We start from the raw sequence: 19054 nt of genomic DNA, 5'->3' as shown, positions 1-19054 counted from the left end.
AAGGAGCTGTCATGGCTGACTTTCCCGAGAACCTGAAGTACACCACCGAGCACGAGTGGCTGGACGGGTCCACGCCCGCCGTCATCGGCGTGACCGATGTCGCGGCCGAAGCGCTCGGTGACGTGGTCTACCTCGAGCTCCCCGACGTCGGTGCCACCGTCGAGGCGGGCGCCGTGGTGGGCGAGATCGAGTCCACCAAGTCCGTGTCCGAGCTGTACACCCCGGTCAGCGGCACCGTCACCGAGGTGAACTCCGAGGCTGTGGACAACCCCGAGATCGTGAACCAGGACCCGTACGGCAAGGGCTGGCTCTTCAAGGTCGAGGTCACCGGCGCGGGCGAGCTGCTCACCGCGGCGGAGTACGCGGCGCACACCGGGAGCTGACCGCCCGCCGCGTTGCGAGACCGGTCCCGAACCGCCCTCCAGGTCGCCCTTGTGCGCATCTGGGGGGCGGTTCTGGTCTCGGAAAGGTAACGGTCAAAGAGATCATCCAGAACCGCGTCATGAACTCCGTACGAGCGGCTTTATCTCGTAGCAGCAACCGTAGGCCGGAACCCCAGAACCGGCCGCTGTGTGGAGGAAACCGATCATGACTGCGATGACCCTTGACCACCGTGTGCCCAGCCTCACCCGTCGCGAGCGGGTAATCCTGGCGAACCTCACCGAGGACGCCACGCTCGAGCAGATCGCTCGACGCCTGTATGTCACCCGTAACACGGTGAAGACGCAGGTGCGTAGTGTCTACCGCAAGCTCGGCGTGTCCTCGCGTGCGGAGGCCATTGCGAAGGCGAACGAGTACCAGATCGCTGACTGACACACAGGTCTACGACGACGGCGCCCGTCCCCAGAGGTGCCGTCGTCGTCCTGTGTCGGTCGCCGAGCGGCTCCGGATGGAAGACTGCTCGGCATGCAGGAGACCTTGATCGACGTCGTCGCCGCCGTGATCGTCGACGACCTCGACCGCCCTACCCGGCTGCTCGCCGCCCGCCGGTCGGCCCCGGAGGCGCTCGCCGGCCGCTGGGAGTTCCCGGGCGGCAAGGTGGAACCGGGCGAGGAATCCCTGGCAGCGCTGCGCCGCGAGCTCACCGAGGAGCTCGGGGTGGCGGTTGCCGTCGGTGCCGAGCTGCCGGGGCCCGACGGCGGCGCGTGGCCGATCACCAGCAAGCACCGGATGCGAGTCTGGTTCGCGGGGCTGCGAGCCGGCACGCCACAGCCGTTGGAGGACCACGACGAGCTGCGCTGGCTGTCGGCGGCAGAGCTGGGCGACGTCCCGTGGCTGGACGGAGACGTCCAGATCGTGGCGGCCCTCGCCGACCACCTCGTCCGGAACTGAGCCCCGGCGAGCCGGACCGGCTCAGCGCGCGCCCGCGCCCACGCCCCTGCGGGCGGCCGCGACACGGTGTCCGAGCGGCACGAAGGCGCCGTCCATCAGGACCGGCACCACATCCGTCGCGTCGACCTCGGTGGCGATCGTGACGTCGTCGGCGAACCCGGAGTCGAGCAGCTCGCGGCCGCTCGCGGTGCCACCCACGGAGTCCACGGTGTCCGTGGTGCCCTTCCACAGGGTGACGGTCGCGGCGGTCTCGGGCGAGATGCTGACGGTGGGCAGCATCGCGGTGAGCCGCGCCGCGATGGCCCCGACGGCGAGGTAGTCCTCGAGGGCGGGACGCAACGTGTCGTCGGGCCACCGCTCGCCCACCGGGACCAGCACCACGTCGTGCTTCTCCGAAGCGTCGAGGTGGGCCGCCGCGAGCCCGGCCACTGCCTTCGCGTTGCGAAGGCTGCCCGCCACGATGAGGGCACCCCGGTTGGCGATGGTGTGGCAGATCTGGGCGGCGCTGGGTGATGGGATCACGAGGCGTTCGGCGTCGAGGTCCTGCAGGGACGCGGGGGAGATGCTGATGCCGTCCTCCCAGCGCGGGCCGGCGAGGGCCGCGCGCATCGTCCGCGCGAGCCGGGCGGCACCGGCGGGATCGTGGTACGGGAACGGATAGACGCCGGCGCCCTGCTCACAGGCGACGGTGACCGTGGTGGAGAAGGAGAGCACGTCCACGACGACCACGAGCGACGAGCGCGCATCCGTAGCGGTCAGGGCGAGCGCGCCGGAGATGCCCCAGTCCGTGCGCACACGGGCGGGACGCTGGTCGAAGGCGGGGGACGTATTTGCCACGAACGCATCGTAGTGTCACCCGAACTCGCCCATGTTTCGCGCTCAGCGAACAGCGTTGCGGTTCCGTCACTATTCACGCTCCCGCCGCCGGGCCATAACCTCGCCGCGCCACGCTGCCGCCGAACGCTCCCCCCGAGCCCCCAGAAGGAACGAGCATGCGACGAGTGATGCCAACGGTGTGGACGGCTACGCCACACCGAACCTTGACCAGTGCGCTGACCTGCGGAATCACCGCCGTCCTGCTGATGACGCCCGCCGTGGGGGCCTCGGCCGCACCGAGCCCGTGGCCCGACGACGTGCCCCGCAGCGCCACCGCGCTGACCGCCCCGACACCGTTTGCGAAGACTCCGCCGAGGTCCGGGCGGCCTGTCGAAATCGCCCCAGATGTCACCCGGCTCGACCTGGATGACGACGGCGACGCCATCGTGACGCGCCGGGACGAGCGGCGCATCGCGTCCGGGCTGGAGCTCACCCAATTCGCCCGGATGAGTGCGGACGGCTGGCTGAGCGGCGAGGTGCTGGTCGCGGACCTCGGCTCGTCGGACGGAGGAGCGGCTGGTGGCGAAGGGGTGCGGGTCGGCTACGTCGGTCCCGACCACGTCGCCGACAATGCCACGGTCTCCGAGATGGCGGCCTCCCACGGAGCGATCGCCGCGGTGAACGGCGACTACTTCGACATCAACAACTCCGGCGCGGCGCTCGGCGCGGCCGTCGACGACGGCACGCTGATCAAGTCCGCGTCCCCCGGCCGGGAACGTTCGGTCGTGTTCGGGTCCGACGGCGCGGGACGGCTCGCGCAGATCTTCCTCGAGGGCTCGGTGAGCTGGGACGCGACAGCGGGTTCGGGCCACCGCACCGAGCTCCCCGTCAGCGGCCTGAACGTGACGGCCCTGCCCGCGGGCGGGGTGGCCGTGTACGACGCCGGCTGGGGCGACTTCACGCGGACGCGTCCGCTGGCCGCCGGCGAGCGCGGCGTCGAGGTGACGGTCGACGCCGACGGGACCGTCACCGCCGTCGGGCAGCCCACCGGCGGGCAGCTGCCGGACGGGACCCGCGCCGTCGTGGCGCGGCCCGGTGCCGCGGCCGAGGCCCTCGCGGGCCTCCGGCCCGGTGACCACGTCGACGTGACCTACGGTCTGCGCGAGGACGCGGGCGACGTCGCCGTCGCGATCGGTGGCGGACCCGAGGACCCGCTGCTGGAGGACGGCGAGGTCACGTCCGCCACCGGCGACCACGTCGAGCTGCGGCACCCCCGCACCGCCGTCGGCTTCGACGAGTCGGGCGACCGCGCGTACTTCGTGGTGGTCGACGGCCGCCAGTCCCACAGCACCGGCATGAACCTGTACGAGCTGGGTGAGCTCATGGCGCAGCTCGGCGCCGACGACGCGATCAACCTCGACGGCGGCGGTTCCTCCGAGATGGTCGCCCGCCTGCCCGGGGACACCGGCACCACGATCCTGAACAGCCCGTCCGACGGCTACGAGCGCTCCGACGCCAACGGGCTCGGTCTGTTCGTGCCGGCGGGCTCGGGCCGGCTCGAGGCCTTCGACGTGCGCACCACGGTCCCGGCCCCCGATGCCGACCGGGTCTTCCCGGGCCTGCACCGCACCCTGGTCGGCAAGGGGTACGACGACGCGATGGGCCCCGTCGCCACCGAGCCGTCCTCGTGGCGCACCCGTCAGGGATCGGTCGCGTCGGTGCGGGACGGCGTGGTGACCGGTCGCAAGCCCGGCAGCACCACGGTCACCGCTGCGTCCCTCGGCCGTACCGGCCTCGCCACCGGGACCACGGAGATCGAGGTGCTCGGCAGCCTGGTCCGGACCGGTGTCGACACCCCGGTGATCGGGCTGGACGACGCCGATGCCACGGCGCCGCTGGTCCTGACGGGCTACGACGCGCAGGGCTTCGCCGCGCCGATCGAGGCGCGCGACGTCACCGTCACGGTGGCCGGGGCCGCGACGGGCACGGCGGGGGACGGCCCGGTGGCCGAGCTCGTTCCGGCGCCCGACGGTTCGTTCGAGGTCCGTGCGCTCGCCGAGGTCGGCGGCACCAGCTTCGAGCTCTCGGTGCCCGGCCCGGACGGGACGGAGCTGACCGCCGAGGTCGCCGTGACGGTGAGCCTGGAGGAGGAGGTGGTGGCGGACTTCGCCGATGCCGCCTCCTGGACGTCGGCCCACGCCCGCGCTCCGGGCGGCTCGGTCGCGCCGGCGGACGGGTACGACGACGCTGCTGGCCTGCGGATGACCTACGACTTCACGCAGTCCACGGCGACCCGCGGCCAGTACGCGGTGCTGCCCGAGGCCGCGACGGGCGGGCGGGAGCTGCCTGGCGCGCCGCGTGCGGTCACCATGTGGGTGAACGGTGACGGCAACGGGGCCTGGCTGCGGCTCCAGGTGCGGCAGGGCGACGGCGTGGTGAGCCAGCTCGACGGACCGGAGGTCACCTGGACCGGGTGGCGCCAGGTCACCTTCCCGGTGCCCGACGGTGTCGAGCTCCCGCTGCGGCTCCAGCGGATCCGGGCCCTGGAGACGGCGGCGGGTACGCAGTACTCCGGTGCCCTCACGTTCTCCCGGGTCGCGGCGCAGGTCCCGCCCGCCGTGGACGCTCCGGAGTCTTCCCGCGTCGAGGACCCGACGGTGGCCGCGGACGGCGCGACCGACGGCTCGCCCCTGCGGGTGGCCGTGCTGTCGGACGCGCAGTTCGTCGCCCGTGACCCCGGGTCCGGGGCGGTGGCCGGCGCACGGGACGCCCTCCGCGAGATCGTCGCCGACGAGCCGGACCTCCTGGTCATCAACGGTGACCTGGTCGACGAGGCCTCGCCGGCGGACTTCGACCTCGCCCGGCAGATCCTCACCGAGGAGCTCGCCGACGCGAGCTTCCCCTGGTACTACCTGCCCGGCAACCACGAGGTGATGGGCGGTTCGATCACCAACTTCGAGGAGGAGTTCGGCGACCGGACCCGGGTGCTCGACGTGCCGACGCCGGGCGGTGCCGGGACAGGCCGGGCCGCCGGCGGGACCACGCGGCTCGTCATGCTCGACTCGTCGGCGGGCCGACTGGGCGCGGACTTCGCGCAGGTGCAGATGCTGCGCGACGCGCTCGACGACGCCGCGGCCGACCGTTCCGTCACGGGCGTCGTCGTGTTCGCCCACCACCCTCTCGACGATCCGCTGCCGACCAAGGCCAGCCGGCTCACCGACCGCCTGGAGGCGGACACGCTGCGCGACTGGTTCGAGGACTTCCGGGAGACCTCCGGCAAGTCGATCGCGTCCGTCGGCTCGCACGTCGGCGTCTTCCACGCGAGCACGCAGGACGGCGTCCCGTACCTCGTCAACGGCAACTCCGGGAAGGGGCCGGCCAGCACCCCGGCCGACGGCGGTTTCACCGGCTGGTCCATGCTGGGCGTCCGCCCGGCGTCGGGCGCCGACGCGCGGGGCACGTGGCTGTCCTGGGAGGTCAACGCCCGTGCCGAGCAGGTCACCGTGTCCGGACCCCGGTCGCTCGAGGTCGGCGGGTCCGCAGCGGTCACCGCCGTCGTCGTGCAGGACGGGACCCGCGAGGTGCCCGTCGCGTGGCCGGTGTCGTCGGCCTGGGCCGGCGAGCGGGTGTGCACCACGGACGAGACCGGTCGTGCGGCCCTGCGCGAATGCCCGCGTGGCACGGTGCTCGCGCTCGACCCGGACACGCACGAGCTGACCGCTCTGCGCGCGGGTGAGGCCACGGTGACCGTCACGGTCAACGGGCAGACCGGCGAGCTGTCCGTCCGGACCACCTCGGAGGACGGTAGATTTGCCTCATGAGTGATTTCGAGGTGGCCCGTAGGCAGAAGCAGGAGCCGACCGCGACCCTGCTGGTACGTGCGATCGTGTGCTTCGCGCTGTTCCTCGGTGGGTTCGCGCTGATCGGTATCGGCGCGATCGGTGGCGCGGCGTCGTCGCCGTACCTGTTCGTGGCCGGCATCCTGGCCGTCGGGCTGGCGTTCGGCCTGCCGATGGCAGGTGCCACCGAGCGCTGAACTCCGAGCGCTGAACTCCGAGCGCTGAACTCCGGCGGGGACTCCGCCGACCGAGCGAAGAAGGGCCGTAGCCGCGCGCTGCGGCCCTTCTTGCTGCCGTTTTTCCGGTTCCTACCGTGCTGTCGGAGCCCTATGTCACTCGTCGGTCACAGGTTTGTTAGAACTGTTGACAGATTCGGGGGCAAGTGCAAACGTGACCTGCACCACCACGAAGGAGAGGGACGGTAATGGCTCAGTACAAGAGGCTCGGCGGGATCATGGCGATCACGCTCGCCGCGACAACGGGACTGACGGCCTGCGGGTTCGGCGGGTCGAGCGGTGAAGAGAGCGGCGACGGAGCCACCCTCGATCTGCTCGTCCCCAGCTACTCCGACGCGACCCAGGGTCTCTGGGAAGACGTGATCACCGGCTTCGAAGATGCGAACCCGGACATCAACGTCAAGCTCCAGGTCGAGTCGTGGGACAACCTCGAGTCCGTCATCGCCACGAAGATCCAGGGCGGCGACGCGCCGGACATCTACAACGGCGGCCCCTTCGCCGGCTTCGCCGCCGACGATCTGCTGTACCCGGTCGAGGAGGTCACCTCCGACGAGACCTACGCGGACTTCCAGCCAACGTTCCTCGAGAACGCTCAGGTGGACGGGACCACGTACGGACTGCCGTGGATCGCCTCGTCCCGCGCGCTGTTCGTCAACGACGCGCTCCTCGAGGAGGCGGGCGCCGAGGTGCCGACCACCTGGGACGAGCTGCTCGAGTCGGCCAAGAAGGTCTCGAAGCTGGGCGGCGGCGTGGCCGGCTACGGCATGCCGCTCGGTTCCGAGGAAGCGCAGGCCGAGGCAGCGGTGTGGCTGTGGGGCGGCGGCGGAACGTTCGGCGACGCCGAGCAGATCACCATCGACACCCCCGAGAACCTCGTGGGCGCAGAGTTCGCCGAGAAGATGATCGACGAGGGTGCGACGCAGGCCGACGCCGGTGCGTCCGACCGCAGCCCGCTCTTCGACATCTTCGTCCAGGGCAAGATCGGCATGCAGGTCGGCCTGCCGCCGAGCGTGGGCCAGATCGAGTCGGACAACCCGGACCTCGAGTACTCGATCCACCCGATCCCCACCGAGGACGGCAGCCCGTTCACGCTGGGCGTGGCCGACCACCTCATGGCGTTCCAGAACGACGGTGACAAGCAGGAGGCCATCACCTCCTTCTTCGACTACCTGTACACGGCCGACGTCTACGTCCCGTGGGTCGAGGCGGAGGGCTTCCTCCCCACCACGCTGTCCGGCTCGGAGCCGCTGGCCGACGACGAGGCGCTCGCCCCGTTCCTGGAAGGGTTGCCGGACGCACAGTTCTACCCGAGCACCAACCCGGACTGGAACGCCGCGGACTCCGCGTTCAAGGCGCTGTTCGGAAAGCTCGCCGGCGACACCTCGGCGAAGGACACCCTCGCCGAGATCCAGGCACAGGTCGACGCGGGCTGATGCCTCCCGCACACGCAACGCTGAACTGAAAGCGCGGGGAGCCTCGTGAAGGACCTGTTGAAGGCCCTGCCGTGGATCGGGCCCGCGGTCGCACTCATCGCGGCCGTGGTCCTGTTCCCGGTGGGCGTCATGTTTTGGAACTCGACGCGCGACATCAGCCAGAGCGGGCTGGACGACGGTGGGGTAGGCCTCGCGAACTTCGCGGCCGTGGTCGGTTTCCAGTATTTCTGGCCGATCCTCGGACGCACCGTCGTATGGGTGGTCGGCGTCGTGGGCGCCACCCTCCTGGGGTCGCTCGCGCTCGCCGCGCTGCTGAACAAGTCGTTCCCCGGTCGCCGGCTGGTGCGCATGGCCGTCATCGTGCCGTGGGCGTCGAGCGTGGTGATGACGACGATGGTGGTGCACTACGGCCTGGAGCCGTACTTCGGCATCATCAACTCGTTCCTCGTCGACGTCGGCCTCATCGCGTCGCCGGAAGGCTACGGCTGGACCAGGCACCCCGTCACGGCCTTCGCCTGGGCCATGGTGGTCGCGGTCTTCGTGTCCTTGCCGTTCACCACCTACACGATCCTGGCCGGGCTGCAGACCGTCCCGGGCGAGACCGTGGAGGCCGCCCGCCTCGACGGTGCCGGCGGGCTACGGACGTACTTCAGCGTGGTGCTGCCCCAGCTGCGGGGTGCGGTCTCGGTGGCCGTGCTGATCAACATCATCAACGTGTTCAACTCGCTGCCGATCCTGCGGGTCATGACGGGGTCCATCCCGGGCTACAGCGCCGACACCATCATGACCATGATCTTCAAGTATCTGCAGAACCAGCGGCAGATCGACCTCGCCAGTGCACTCTCCGTGATCGCGTTCTTCGTGGTCATCGTCATCGTGGCCGTGTACGTGCGGGTCGTCCGCCCCCTCAAGGAGGTCTGATGACTGCGATCGCCGAATCGGGGACGACCCCACGCCAGGCGACCCGTCCGCCGTCGGACAACCGCCGGCGGGTGCGGAAGTACACCGCTGACCAGGTGCCGATCGGGTCGGTCCTGCTCCGCATGTTCACCGGGCTCGTCGTGGTCGCTGTGTTCCTGCTGCCGTACCTGATCATGTTCTTCGGCTCGGTGAAGACGAAGGCGGAGATCAGGTCGGTCGATCCCACCTACTTCCCCACGGAGTGGCACTGGGAGAACTACGTCACGATGTGGTCGACGCCCGAGACCCCGCTGGCGCAGAACGTCATCTCGACCCTGGTGATCTCGCTCTGTGCCACCCTGCTCGTGCTAGCGGTCGCGCTGCCTGCCGCGTACTACACGGCGAGGTTCCGGTTCCGGGGGCGGCTCGTCTTCCTGTTCCTCGTGATCGTCACCCAGATGATCCAGCCGGCGGTGCTCACCTCGGGCCTGTTCCGCGAGTTCATCGCCATCGGGATCCTCGACACGTGGGCGGCCATGATCCTGGTCAACGCGGCGTTCAACCTCTCGTTCGCCACCTGGATCATGCACAGCTTCTTCGCGGCGATCCCGCGGGAGGTCGACGAGGCGGCGCAGATCGACGGCGCCGGCACCTTCGCCGTCCTGACGAAGATCAACCTGCCGCTCGTGTGGCCGGGCATCGTGACCGCCGTCATCTTCACGTTCGTCGCGTCCTGGAACGAGTTCGCGGCCTCGCTGGTGCTGCTGACGACGCCGGGCAACCAGCCGTTGTCGGTGGCGCTCACCAAGTTCGTCGGCCAGTACGAGACCTCCTGGCACTACGTGTTCGGGGTGTCGATCGTGGCGATCGTCCCGGTGATCATCCTGTTCATGGCCATCGAGAAGCGGCTGGTGGGTGGCCTGGTGGCGGGCTCGGTGAAGTAGCGAGGCGCCGCCCTCGGGTACCAGGTGAACCAGGGCGTCTCGACCGCCGGACGGAATCCGTCCCAGTGCTGGACAATCGCTTAGCATGGTGGCGATCCCATCCAGAGCGGTCGAGAGTCCTGGCTCCCTGACACCGCAGCAACCTGCAGACTTCCTGCCCCGCAGCCGTGGCGCGTGGACGTAAGGTGCTCACGCCAGGTTCGATGGAGCAACCATGGTTGTCGAGGCATATCCGCACCGCCCCACAGTGTCGTTCGAGCTGATGCCACCGCGTCGGCCCGAGGCCGCGCCCAACTTCTGGGAGACGGCACAGCGGCTCGTGGCGGCACGGCCGGACTTCGTCTCCGTCACCTACGGCGCCGGCGGGGGTGACCGGGCCACCTCGCGCGAGGTGCTCGCCACGCTGCTCCGGGGCACCCCGGTGCTTCCGGTGGCCCACCTGACCTGCGTGGGGGCGTCCCGCGAGGACGTGTCCGAGGTGATCGACGAGTTTCTCGAGGCCGGCGTGCGCTCCTTCCTCGCCCTGCGTGGCGACCCGCCGCGCGACGAGCCGGACTGGCGTCCGTCGCCGGACGGTGTGCGCTCCAGCGTGGACCTGGTCCGGCTGCTCACCCAGGTGGACCAGCGCCGCGTCGCCGCTGACGCCAGCGCCGCCCTGCGCGCCGCCACGCGCCCGCTCACCATCGCCGTTGCGACGTTCCCGGACGGGAATCCGGGAGCCGGCACCACCCGGGACCAGGAGGTGCGGCGACTGCTGGAGAAGCAGCAGGCCGGTGCGAGTTTCGCGATCACCCAGTTCTTCTACCGGGCCGAGTCCTACACCGGGTTCGTGGAGGCTGCCCGGTCGGCCGGGGTGACCATCCCGATCCTCGCCGGGATCCTGCCCACCACCGAGGCACGCCGGCTCCGCCGCGTCCAGGAGCTCACGGGCGTGGTCGCACCCGCAGGCCTCCTGCGGGACCTCGACGGGCTCACCGCGCCCGACGGCGCCGTCGACGCGGAGGCGCAGCACGAGCACGGCATCCAGTACTCCGCCGCCCTGGCCCGCGAGGTGCTCGACGCCGGTGCGCCCGGTGTGCACGTCTACACGTTCAACAAGCACCGCCCGGCTCTCGACCTGCTAGAACGCGTAGGCCTGTCAGGCCGCGCCGCCGCCTGACTGCCGGCCCCCGTGATTGCCGAGCGCAGAGTTGGTCGCGGTTGAGGACTCTTCAGCCGCGTCCAACTCTGCACTCGGCAGCCGCGGCGGTAACCATGTCAGGTGTCGGCGCGCTCCTGGCCGCTCATCGCCTGGATGGACTGCATCACCTGTTCGGTCAGCTCTCGTCGCGCCTGAGCGGGCTTGGTGCCGGCCGCGATCTGCCGCGAGGGGTCGATCGGCACGCCGAAGTGCAGCTCGACCCGGGCGAACCGCGGCATCTTGCCGATGGGCTTCACCTTGTCCGTGCCGAGGAGGGCCACCGGGACCACCGGTGCCTTGCCGGTCAGGGCCAGCCAGGCGACCCCGGTGTGGCCCTTGTGCAGCTTGCCGTCGCGTGAGCGGGTGCCCTCGGGGTAGATGCCGAACGCGCCGCCGCGCTGCAGCACGGCCAGCGCGTCCTCGAGCGACCGCTGCCCGGCGCGCGGGTCGTCCCGCTGCACCGGGATGTCCCCCATCTTGGTGAAGAACCAGCGGGAGAGCCGCCCCTTGATCCCCTTGCCCGTCCAGTACTCGGCCTTGGCCAGGAACGCGACGTGCCGCGGCGCCATGATCGGGATGAGCAGCGAGTCGATGAACGACAGGTGGTTGCTCGCCAGGATCACGGCGCCGCGCTTCGGGATGTTCTGCAGGCCAGTGACGCGCGGGCGCAGAAGCACGAGCACGAGGATCGAGAGGATGAGCTTGAGGAACCGGTACGTCACCGGCCTATTGTGCACCCCTCAAGCGACCCTGTGGACGGGGTGATATGTGGTGAAAAAGACTAAAGAGACCTACAAACCCCCGGGGGAGATCAGGAGGCTCGGTCGCCCGAGTCCTCGCCGCCGTCGACCGTCTCGACCGCCGCGACCTGGGTCTGGACCTTCCGGACCCGGGCTACGTCGAGCTTCTCGCTGCGGTCGAAGCGGTAGACGCCGTTCTCCTCCTGAAACACGTCGGTGAGCTGCGTGTAGCAGTAGCCGAACATACGGGGGTCACCGAGCAGCGCCTCGGTGAGCCCACGGAACCGGGCGTGGAACTCCTCCTCGTCCGCGACGCGCTGGCCGTAGCCCCAGGAGTCCGGTGAGCTGCCCGAGGCGGTGGCGGCCGCCTCGGGATTCCACCAGATGCCGCCGTACTCGCTGACGAAGTAGGGCTGGCCCCGGTACGGCACCGACAGCTTGGTGCCGTTGTCACGCGTGTTCTCGTACGGGCGCCCCTCGGCGAGGCCGCCCACCTGCTTCGCGAACTCGGCCGGCTCCTGCTCGTACAGGTGCGAGTCCCAGATGTCGGTCTCGAGGACGCGGTGCGAGTAGCCACTGGCGTCCAGCACCGGCCGGGACGGGTCGGCCACCTTGGTGGCCAGCCACATGGCGCGGGTGACGTCGTCGAGCTGGGTGATGCGGTCGTGCAGGTCCTGGTGCGTCTCGTTGAGCGGGCACCAGCCGATGATCGACGGGTGGGAGTGGTCGCGCTGCAGCGCCTCCATCCACTCCGCGACGAACGACGTCGTGGGTCGCTGGCCGTCGGCCGGCGTGCCGTAGCCGCTGACGCCCCAGTCGCCGAACTCGCCCCACACCAGGTAGCCCAGCCGGTCCGCGTGGAACAGGTAGCGCTCCTCGAAGACCTTCTGGTGCAGCCGGGCGCCGTTGAAGCCGGCCGCGAGGCCCAGCTCGATGTCGTGTGTGAGCGCGTCGTCGGACGGCGCGGTCATGAGCGACTCGGGCCAGTAGCCCTGGTCCAGGACGAGGCGCTGGAACACCGCATCGCCGTTGATCCGTACGACCTGCCCGTCGATGGAGACGGAGCGCAGGCCGGCGTAGGAGCGCACGGAGTCGACGAGGGTGCCGTCGGCGTCGTGCAGCGTGATGTCCACGCCGTACAGGTGCGGATCGCCGGGGCCCCACGTGCGCAGCCGCTCGGACGGGACGACGACGCGCAGCGCCGGTGCCAGGTCCAGGTCGGCGCGGGCGGTGGCGGTCGCCACCTCGCCCTCGGCGTCGGTCACGGTGACCGTCACCGCGTGCCCGCGCCGGTTCGCGGACAGCGGCACCACGACGTCGAACGCCGAGCTGGCGAGGTCCGGCGTGATCCGCGGGCGGCGCAGGTGCGTGGCGGGTACGGGTTCGAGCCACACGGTCTGCCAGATCCCCGTGGTGCGGGTGTAGTTGCACTCGAAGTTCGCGTAGCGGTTGCTCTGCTTGCCGCGGGCCTGCGGCCCGTGGCGCGTGTCGCGGGCCCGCACGACGACGGTCACCGTGTCGCCGGGAGCCGCGATGCCGTGCAGGTCGGCCGTGAAGGGCGTGAAACCTCCGCGGTGTCGGACGACCTCCGTGCCGTCCACCCACACGGTGGCGTCGTGGTCGACGGCGCCGAAGTGCAGCAGGACGTGCGGGTCGTCGCCGACGGCGGACCAGTCGGCGGGGACGGTGACCTCGCGGCGGTACCAGACGGCCTCGAGGAAGTCGGTGTTCTCGATGCCGGAGAGCTGTGACTCGGGCGCGAACGGCACGACGATCTCATTCTGGAGCGGCCGCTGGACCAGCCCGCGCTCCAGGCCGGAGTCGCCCGGGTCGATCTCGAACTGCCAGGTGCCGTTGAGATTGAGCCAGTGGTCCCTGGCCATCTGCGGGCGGGGGTACTCGGGGCGCGGCACGGCGGTGGCCGTTGGAGCGCCGGCGGGTGAGAAGCGGTCGAGGAAGGTCATCAGCTGCTCCATTGCGTCTACGACAGGTGCGCGGCGATTCAACACGTCTTCCGATCGGAATGCAACGTTGTATCACCGAAGCGCGCGTGGCGGGCACGCCGTCGGGGGCCCCGCAGGCCCCCCGACGGCTCAGCCGCGGCTGCTCTCGCGGACCAGCAGCCGGTGCGGGACGAGCGCGTCGACCGGGTCGGCGGCCTGGTCGGCGAGCTGCGTGATGATCCGGTCCACCGCGGTCTCGGCGATCGCCCGCAGGTCCGGTGCCACGGTGGTCAGCGAGGGGTTCGAGAACCGGCCGTCCTCCGTGTTGTCCCAGCCCGTGACGGCGAGGTCGGCGGGGACCCGTACCCCGTTCAGGCGCAGCGCGTGCAGTGCGCCGAGCGCCAGCTCGTCGTTGGCGCACACCAGGCCGTCGATCTCACCGATCCGGGGCAGCACCTGCTCGACGGTCGCCGCGCCCGACGAGCGGGAGAACTGGGGGACCTGGAGCACCCAGCGCTCGTCCGCCTCGATGCCGGCGGCGGCGTGGGCGTCGAGGAAGCCCTGGACCCGCTGGGCACCGGTCCGGCCGGCACCGCGTGGCTCGGCACCCAGAAACGCGAGCCGGCGGCGGCCGCTCTCCAGCAGGTGCGCCGTGACCTGGGCGGCGGCATGGACGTTGTCGATGCTCACGTGGTCGGTGCGGCGCTCTCGGGCCGGGTCCGGATCGGCGCGCTCACCCAGCAGCACGAGGGGTACCGAGCCGCGTGCCTCGTCGATCTCGGCAGGCGTCAGCTCCAGCGGCGAGAAGATGATGCCGTCGATCGCCTGGACGTCGAACCCGCGCGCCACCTGGAGCTCGGTGTCGCGGGAGGACCGGGTCTCCTCGATGAGGACGCGGTAGCCGCGTGTGCTGCCGACGTCGATCACCTCGTGGGCCAGTACCGAGAAGTACGGCGCGTGCACCCAGGGCACGGCGAGGGCGAGGGTGTTGGTGCGGCCCCGACGCAGCTGCCGTCCGGCGAGGTTGGGCCGGTAGCCCAGCTCGACGATCACGGCCTCCACCCGTGCCCTGGTCGCGTCACCGACGCGGCCGGTGTCGTTGACAACGTTGGAGACGGTCTTCCAGGAGACCCCTGCCGCGGCGGCCACCTCCTTGATGCCGACTCGGCGGCCCGCTTGCTCCGACAACCCTTCACTTCCTTCCGCACCGTTGCCCCTTGACGGGACGCCCGGCCTAGTCCATCGTGATCCAACGTTGGAGCGCAACGTTGCACCATAGGAGGTCGACGATGACCGTGCTACGAGGACGTGGCATCCCGGGGCAAGGCAGCCCCGTGACCGCGTCAAGAACCCGCAGTCGTGCGGAGAATTCCGGCGGCCTGAGCCGCCGCGACCTGCTTCGCGCCGCCCTGGTGGGCGCCGGCGGAGTGGCGCTGGGCGGGACGCTCGCCGGCTGCGCCACGCCGGACGCCGCCGGCTCCGGCCGGACGGCGGTCATGATCTGGGACCTCTTCTCGGGCGGCGACGGTGCGCTCATGCAGGAGATGGTCGGCGTGGTCGCGTCGGCCAACCCGGACATCGCCCTCGACTCGACGACTCTCGCCTGGGGGCCGCCCTACTACACGAAGCTGGCGATGGCGTCGTCGGGCGGGCGACCGCCCGAGGCCGCCGTCATGCACATGTCACGCCTGGCCGGGTACGCGCCGGGCGGGCTCCTGGAGCCGTTCGACCTGGACGCGCTCGCGGACCTCGGAGTGGGCGAGGAGCACTTCGCCCCCGCCGTGTGGGAGAAGGCCCAGTTCGACGGGCAGCTCTATGCCCTCCCCCTGGACACGCACCCGTACATCGCGTTCCACAACCCGACGCTCATCCAGGAGGCGGGTCTGGCGACGCCGGACGGCAAGCTCGACCTGGACGCGGTCGCCGGGGCCGACAACTTCCTCGCGTCCGGCCGTGCGCTGGCCGAGGTCACGGGGGAGACCGGCGTCGGATGGGGCTACCAGCGCGACCCTGCCGGGTGCTGGCGCATGTTCTGGGGCCTCTACTCCCAGAACGGCGGCGGCTACGAGCTCACGCCGGGCCGGCCGGCCGCCCTCGACGAGGAGGCAGCGGCCGAGGTCTTCGAGTTCCTGCAGGCCATGGTCGACGGCACGGTGGCCGCGAAGAACCAGGACGGCAACGCCGCGTCCGCCCGTTTCATGGCGGAACGTACGGGCATCATGTTCGCCGGCGAGTGGGACCTGCCGATGTTCCGCGACGCGTTGCCGGACGTCGGGGCCACGCAGTTTCCCGCGATCTTCGACACCCCCGCGAACTACGCCGACTCGCACGCGTTCGTGCTGCCCCGGCAGGCCCAGGCAGATCCCGCCGCCCGGGAGGCGACGTACCGGGTCCTCGCCGGACTCCTCAAGGAAGGCCTCACCTGGGCCTCGGCCGGGCACATCCCCGCCTACCAGCCCATCGTCGAGCAGCCGGCGTACCAGGAGCTCACGCCGCAGCGTGACTACGCACCCGCGGCAGAGGTCGCCGTCTTCGACCCCGATGCCTGGTTCACGGGTGGCGGCAGCGACTTCCAGACGCGCATGGCCGACGCGATGACGGACACCCTGGCCGGCAAGGCTCCTCCGCGTACCGCCGTGACCCGGATGCTGAGCGAGATGGACCGGTTCCTCGCTCTGCCCAACCCCGCCTGATCGAGAGGACGACGATGACCGCCTCGAACGCCAGCGTCACCGCGCCCCCTGGGCGGGCAGTGCCCGTCCGGCGGGGCTCCGCGAGCCAGTCCGGCACGCGCACCGAGACTTTCCGCAGATCCATGCGCGAACGGGACCGCTCCGGCTACCTGTTCGTCGCACCGTTCGCCGTCGCCACCGGGCTCTTCCTGGTCGTGCCGACGCTCTACGGCCTCTGGATGAGCTTGACCAACCAGAGCCTGACGGGCACCGGGAGCGAGTTCATCGGCTTCGCCAACTACCTCGAGGCCTTCGGTGATCCGCAGGTCTGGCAGACCCTGGGGAACACCGTGTGGTTCACGCTCCTCAGTACCGTCCCACTGGTGCTCTTCGCCCTGGTGATGGCGTTGCTCGTCCACACGGGTCTGCCGGGGCAGTGGGTGTGGCGCATGTCGTTCTTCGCGCCCTACCTGCTGACCAGCGCCGTGGTCTGGCACCTGAGCAACTGGATGTTCCAGCCGGACATCGGTCTGCTCGACACCTGGATCAAGGGTCTGGGCCTGCAGCCACTCGGCTGGCTCACCGACGAGAACGTCGCGATGTTCTCCATCGCGGGGGTCACCGTGTGGTGGACCGTCGGGTTCAACTTCCTGCTCTACCTCGCGGCGTTGCAGGGCATCCCGGCCCAGCAGTACGAGGCGGCGACGATCGACGGTGCGGGCGGGTGGCGGCGGCTGTACTCCATCACGCTGCCCCAGCTGCGCACGATCACCGGCGTCATCGTGGTGCTGCAGCTGCTGGCCTCGCTCAAGGTGTTCGACCAGATCTACATGCTCACCGCGGGCGGGCCGAACGGCAGCACGCGGCCGATCCTCGAGTACATCTACGACACCGGCTTCACCAACTACCGGCTCGGCTACGCCTCGGCGATCTCCTACGTGTTCTTCGCGCTGATCCTGGTATTCACGCTGGTGCGGCTCCTGCCCGCCCGGAAGGAGGCTTGAGATGGCTGTCGCCGACATCACCGACGTCCGCCGGACGAAGGTAGCGCAGGACCGGGCCGAGAACCGGGCCCTCACCAAGCTCACGATCGGCCCGTCGCCCTGGGCGCGCGCCGGGGCCCTGGCGGCACTCGTCGTGCTTGCCGGTATCTGGCTGGTGCCGCTCGCCTGGGGCGCGGTCACGAGCTTCAAATACGAGGCCGAGGCCGCCCTCCCCGCGTCGTGGTGGCCCACCATGGGCTGGACGCTCGACGCGTACCGGTCGGTGCTCAACAACAGCGACCTCCTGCTGTGGATGTGGAACAGCCTGGTGGTCGCCGCGCTGGTCACGGCGCTCACGGTGCTGATCTCGGCGATGGCGGCCTTCGCGTTCTCGCAGACCCTGTTCAAGGGCCGGGCGCTGATGCAGTGGCTCACCCTCGCGTCGATCATGATGCCCGGGCAGATCCTCATCGTGCCGCTGTTCCGGGAGATGCAGGTCCTGGGGCTCGTGGACACGTTCGCCGGCATCGTGCTGCCGCAGATTGTGGCGCCCGTGATGGTGTTCATCCTCAAGCGGTTCTTCGACGCGATCCCGCGGGAGCTGCTCGATGCCGCCCGGATCGACGGCGCCGGGCCGTGGCGGCTGTTCTGGACGATCGTGCTGCCGCTGTCGAAGTCGATCCTCGTCGCCGTGGCGATCTTCGTGTTCATCGGTGCGTGGAACAACTTCCTGTGGCCGTTCATCGTCACCACCGACCCGCAGTTCATGACGCTGCCCGTCGGGCTGTCGACGGTCAAGGACGCCTACGGCGTGCAGTACGCCCAGAACATGGCCTCCGCCATGATCGCGGCGCTGCCGCTGCTCATCCTGTTCATGCTGTTCCAGCGACGCATCGTGCATGGCGTGGCGACGACCGGCATGGGTGGCCAGTAGCAGCCACAATCGGGTGTGGCTACTCCTACTCCGCACCCCTCACAGCGCCCGCACCTCGCCGCGGTGGTGGAGGACCACTTCTACGCCGCGGCGGGGTGGGCGCTCGCCCGCGCCGGCTGGCGGCCCCGCATCGAGACCTATACCGGGTACGGCACGCCGGACCAGGTGCGGGTGCTCGCGCGCGTGCTGCTCGCCCGGCCCGGGCCGGCCGCACCGAACCGTGACGCGCTGCGCGCGGGTCGGCGCGGGTTCCGCCACTTCTTGACCGTGCCGGCGCCGCACCGGCGGGTACGGCTCCAGGTGGGTGACCACACGTCCGTGGCGACGAGCGACCGCGCCGGCTACGTCGACGTCGAGCTCCCCACCGACGCCCCGTTGCCCGCCGGCTGGCGGTCCGCCGTCCTGACGTACCTCGACGGGCCCGATCCGTGCCCGACCGACGCCGCGCTGCTGATCCTGGACGGGCACACGCGGTTCGGGGTGATCAGCGACATCGACGACACCACCATGGTGACGGCGGTGCCGCGGCCGCTGCTCGCGGCCTGGAACACGTTCGTGCGGCACTCGAGCAGCCGACGCGCCGTGCCGGGCATGCCCGAGCTGTACCGGGAGCTCCACCAGGCACATCCGGACGCGTGCTTCTTCTACCTGTCGACAGGGGCGTGGAACACCGCGGGCACGCTCCGGGCGTTCCTCTCGCGTCACGCGTACCCGTCCGGGCCCCTGCTCCTGACCGACTGGGGACCGACTCTCACGGGATGGTTCCGCCGGGGCCCGGCACACAAGAAGGCGAGTCTCGAGCTGCTGATGTCGTGGTTCCCGCACGTGCGCTGGGTGCTCTTCGGCGACAACGGCCAGCACGACGTGCAGATCTACCAGGAGGCCGTGCGGCGCCGGCCGGACCAGGTGCGGGCCGTGGCGATCCGCCGGCTCACCGGCGGGCAGCAGGTGCTCGCCGGGAACGTGCCGGACCCGGATGCCGAGGTGGAGGGATCCGACGTGCCGCAGGTGCCGACGGTCACCGGTCGCGACGGGGCCGAGCTCGGCCGCCACCTCGCCGCCGTGCCGGGCGTGCTCGACGGGTGAGTGCTCCGTGCGCCTC

Annotated in this window: 17 protein-coding genes and 1 riboswitch; of the genes, 13 read left to right on the top strand and 4 right to left on the bottom strand. The window is 70.6% G+C overall.

From position 1 onward, the window contains the following. The first annotated feature begins 11 nt into the window (after positions 1–11). The 3 genes from gcvH (at position 12) to ACFSL2_RS17195 (ending at position 1332) form a co-directional block, all read left to right on the top strand. Positions 12–383, top strand: a complete 372-nt coding sequence (gene gcvH, locus ACFSL2_RS17205) for a glycine cleavage system protein GcvH (protein ID WP_377199009.1) — start codon at positions 12–14, stop codon at positions 381–383. 214 nt (positions 384–597) lie between these two features. Beyond that, complete coding sequence (locus ACFSL2_RS17200; RefSeq protein WP_377199008.1) at positions 598–813, top strand: LuxR C-terminal-related transcriptional regulator; 216 nt, start codon at positions 598–600, stop codon at positions 811–813. 93 nt (positions 814–906) lie between these two features. Beyond that, complete coding sequence (locus ACFSL2_RS17195) at positions 907–1332, top strand: (deoxy)nucleoside triphosphate pyrophosphohydrolase (protein WP_377199007.1); 426 nt, start codon at positions 907–909, stop codon at positions 1330–1332. Positions 1333–1353: 21 nt separating this feature from the next. Here ACFSL2_RS17195 and ACFSL2_RS17190 read toward each other — a convergent pair whose 3' ends face one another. After that, positions 1354–2169, bottom strand: coding sequence for a 2-phosphosulfolactate phosphatase (locus ACFSL2_RS17190; RefSeq protein ID WP_377199006.1), 816 nt, complete (start codon positions 2167–2169; stop codon positions 1354–1356). A 203-nt stretch (positions 2170–2372) separates the two neighbouring features. Between ACFSL2_RS17190 and ACFSL2_RS17185 the strand changes: the two genes are divergently transcribed. From ACFSL2_RS17185 to ACFSL2_RS17160, 6 genes are all read left to right on the top strand, one after another. Beyond that, positions 2373–5969 carry a phosphodiester glycosidase family protein gene (locus ACFSL2_RS17185; protein ID WP_377199005.1) on the top strand — a complete coding sequence of 1199 codons (3597 nt, stop codon included), beginning with the start codon at positions 2373–2375 and terminating at the stop codon, positions 5967–5969. Beyond that, positions 5966–6184 carry a hypothetical protein gene (locus tag ACFSL2_RS17180; protein WP_377199004.1) on the top strand — a complete coding sequence of 73 codons (219 nt, stop codon included), beginning with the start codon at positions 5966–5968 and terminating at the stop codon, positions 6182–6184. Before ACFSL2_RS17185 ends, ACFSL2_RS17180 begins: the two co-directional genes overlap by 4 nt. Positions 6185–6411: 227 nt before the next feature. After that, positions 6412–7656: an extracellular solute-binding protein gene (locus ACFSL2_RS17175; RefSeq protein WP_377199003.1), complete on the top strand. Its 1245-nt coding sequence runs from the start codon at positions 6412–6414 to the stop codon at positions 7654–7656. A gap of 45 nt (positions 7657–7701) precedes the next feature. Beyond that, positions 7702–8577 (top strand): carbohydrate ABC transporter permease, encoded by an 876-nt coding sequence (locus ACFSL2_RS17170; protein ID WP_377199002.1) that lies wholly within the window; start codon positions 7702–7704, stop codon positions 8575–8577. After that, positions 8577–9500 (top strand): carbohydrate ABC transporter permease, encoded by a 924-nt coding sequence (locus ACFSL2_RS17165; protein WP_377199001.1) that lies wholly within the window; start codon positions 8577–8579, stop codon positions 9498–9500. The genes ACFSL2_RS17170 and ACFSL2_RS17165 overlap by 1 nt, the downstream gene beginning before the upstream one ends. Positions 9501–9594: 94 nt before the next feature. Beyond that, a riboswitch (SAM riboswitch) is annotated at positions 9595–9710 on the top strand. 4 nt (positions 9711–9714) lie between these two features. Continuing rightward, positions 9715–10659, top strand: a complete 945-nt coding sequence (locus ACFSL2_RS17160) for a methylenetetrahydrofolate reductase (protein ID WP_377199000.1) — start codon at positions 9715–9717, stop codon at positions 10657–10659. A 98-nt stretch (positions 10660–10757) separates the two neighbouring features. On the opposite strand, the gene ACFSL2_RS17155 is transcribed toward ACFSL2_RS17160, so the two are convergent. From ACFSL2_RS17155 to ACFSL2_RS17145, 3 genes are all read right to left on the bottom strand, one after another. Next, a complete protein-coding gene (locus tag ACFSL2_RS17155; protein WP_357465371.1) occupies positions 10758–11402 on the bottom strand; it encodes a lysophospholipid acyltransferase family protein in 645 nt (214 codons plus the stop codon). Positions 11403–11491: 89 nt separating this feature from the next. Then, complete coding sequence (locus ACFSL2_RS17150) at positions 11492–13384, bottom strand: glycoside hydrolase family 2 protein (RefSeq protein ID WP_377198999.1); 1893 nt, start codon at positions 13382–13384, stop codon at positions 11492–11494. A 129-nt stretch (positions 13385–13513) separates the two neighbouring features. After that, positions 13514–14551, bottom strand: a complete 1038-nt coding sequence (locus tag ACFSL2_RS17145) for a LacI family DNA-binding transcriptional regulator (protein ID WP_377198998.1) — start codon at positions 14549–14551, stop codon at positions 13514–13516. 146 nt (positions 14552–14697) lie between these two features. Here ACFSL2_RS17145 and ACFSL2_RS17140 point away from each other — a divergent pair, with 146 nt between their 5' ends. Genes ACFSL2_RS17140 through ACFSL2_RS17125 form a run of 4 tightly spaced genes read left to right on the top strand, consistent with a single transcriptional unit; the run spans position 14698 to position 19038 of the window. After that, on the top strand, positions 14698–16056 hold the full coding sequence (locus ACFSL2_RS17140; RefSeq protein ID WP_377198997.1) for an extracellular solute-binding protein: 1359 nt from the start codon (positions 14698–14700) through the stop codon (positions 16054–16056). Between the two features lie 14 nt (positions 16057–16070). After that, complete coding sequence (locus ACFSL2_RS17135; RefSeq protein WP_377198996.1) at positions 16071–17039, top strand: carbohydrate ABC transporter permease; 969 nt, start codon at positions 16071–16073, stop codon at positions 17037–17039. A 1-nt stretch (position 17040) separates the two neighbouring features. Beyond that, positions 17041–17952 carry a carbohydrate ABC transporter permease gene (locus tag ACFSL2_RS17130; RefSeq protein ID WP_377198995.1) on the top strand — a complete coding sequence of 304 codons (912 nt, stop codon included), beginning with the start codon at positions 17041–17043 and terminating at the stop codon, positions 17950–17952. Between the two features lie 15 nt (positions 17953–17967). Further along, positions 17968–19038: an App1 family protein gene (locus tag ACFSL2_RS17125; RefSeq protein WP_377198994.1), complete on the top strand. Its 1071-nt coding sequence runs from the start codon at positions 17968–17970 to the stop codon at positions 19036–19038. The last annotated feature ends 16 nt before the right edge of the window (positions 19039–19054 follow it).

Origin of the sequence: Promicromonospora aerolata (assembly GCF_042682255.1) — a bacterium.
GTDB lineage: Bacteria > Actinomycetota > Actinomycetes > Actinomycetales > Cellulomonadaceae > Promicromonospora > Promicromonospora aerolata.
The sequence above is the reverse complement of the archived record's forward strand: the minus strand, read 5'-3'. Positions and strand labels throughout refer to the sequence as shown.

Bases quoted from the DNA above. Each gene is read 5' to 3' on its own strand.
- gcvH (WP_377199009.1), top strand. From the start codon at position 12: ATGGCTGACTTTCCCGAGAACCTGAAGTACACCACCGAGCACGAGTGG.
- ACFSL2_RS17200 (WP_377199008.1), top strand. From the start codon at position 598: ATGACCCTTGACCACCGTGTGCCCAGCCTCACCCGTCGCGAGCGGGTA.
- ACFSL2_RS17195 (WP_377199007.1), top strand. From the start codon at position 907: ATGCAGGAGACCTTGATCGACGTCGTCGCCGCCGTGATCGTCGACGAC.
- ACFSL2_RS17180 (WP_377199004.1), top strand. From the start codon at position 5,966: ATGAGTGATTTCGAGGTGGCCCGTAGGCAGAAGCAGGAGCCGACCGCG.
- ACFSL2_RS17175 (WP_377199003.1), top strand. From the start codon at position 6,412: ATGGCTCAGTACAAGAGGCTCGGCGGGATCATGGCGATCACGCTCGCC.
- ACFSL2_RS17165 (WP_377199001.1), top strand. From the start codon at position 8,577: ATGACTGCGATCGCCGAATCGGGGACGACCCCACGCCAGGCGACCCGT.
- ACFSL2_RS17160 (WP_377199000.1), top strand. From the start codon at position 9,715: ATGGTTGTCGAGGCATATCCGCACCGCCCCACAGTGTCGTTCGAGCTG.
- ACFSL2_RS17150 (WP_377198999.1), bottom strand. From the start codon at position 13,384: ATGACCTTCCTCGACCGCTTCTCACCCGCCGGCGCTCCAACGGCCACC.
- ACFSL2_RS17135 (WP_377198996.1), top strand. From the start codon at position 16,071: ATGACCGCCTCGAACGCCAGCGTCACCGCGCCCCCTGGGCGGGCAGTG.
- ACFSL2_RS17130 (WP_377198995.1), top strand. From the start codon at position 17,041: ATGGCTGTCGCCGACATCACCGACGTCCGCCGGACGAAGGTAGCGCAG.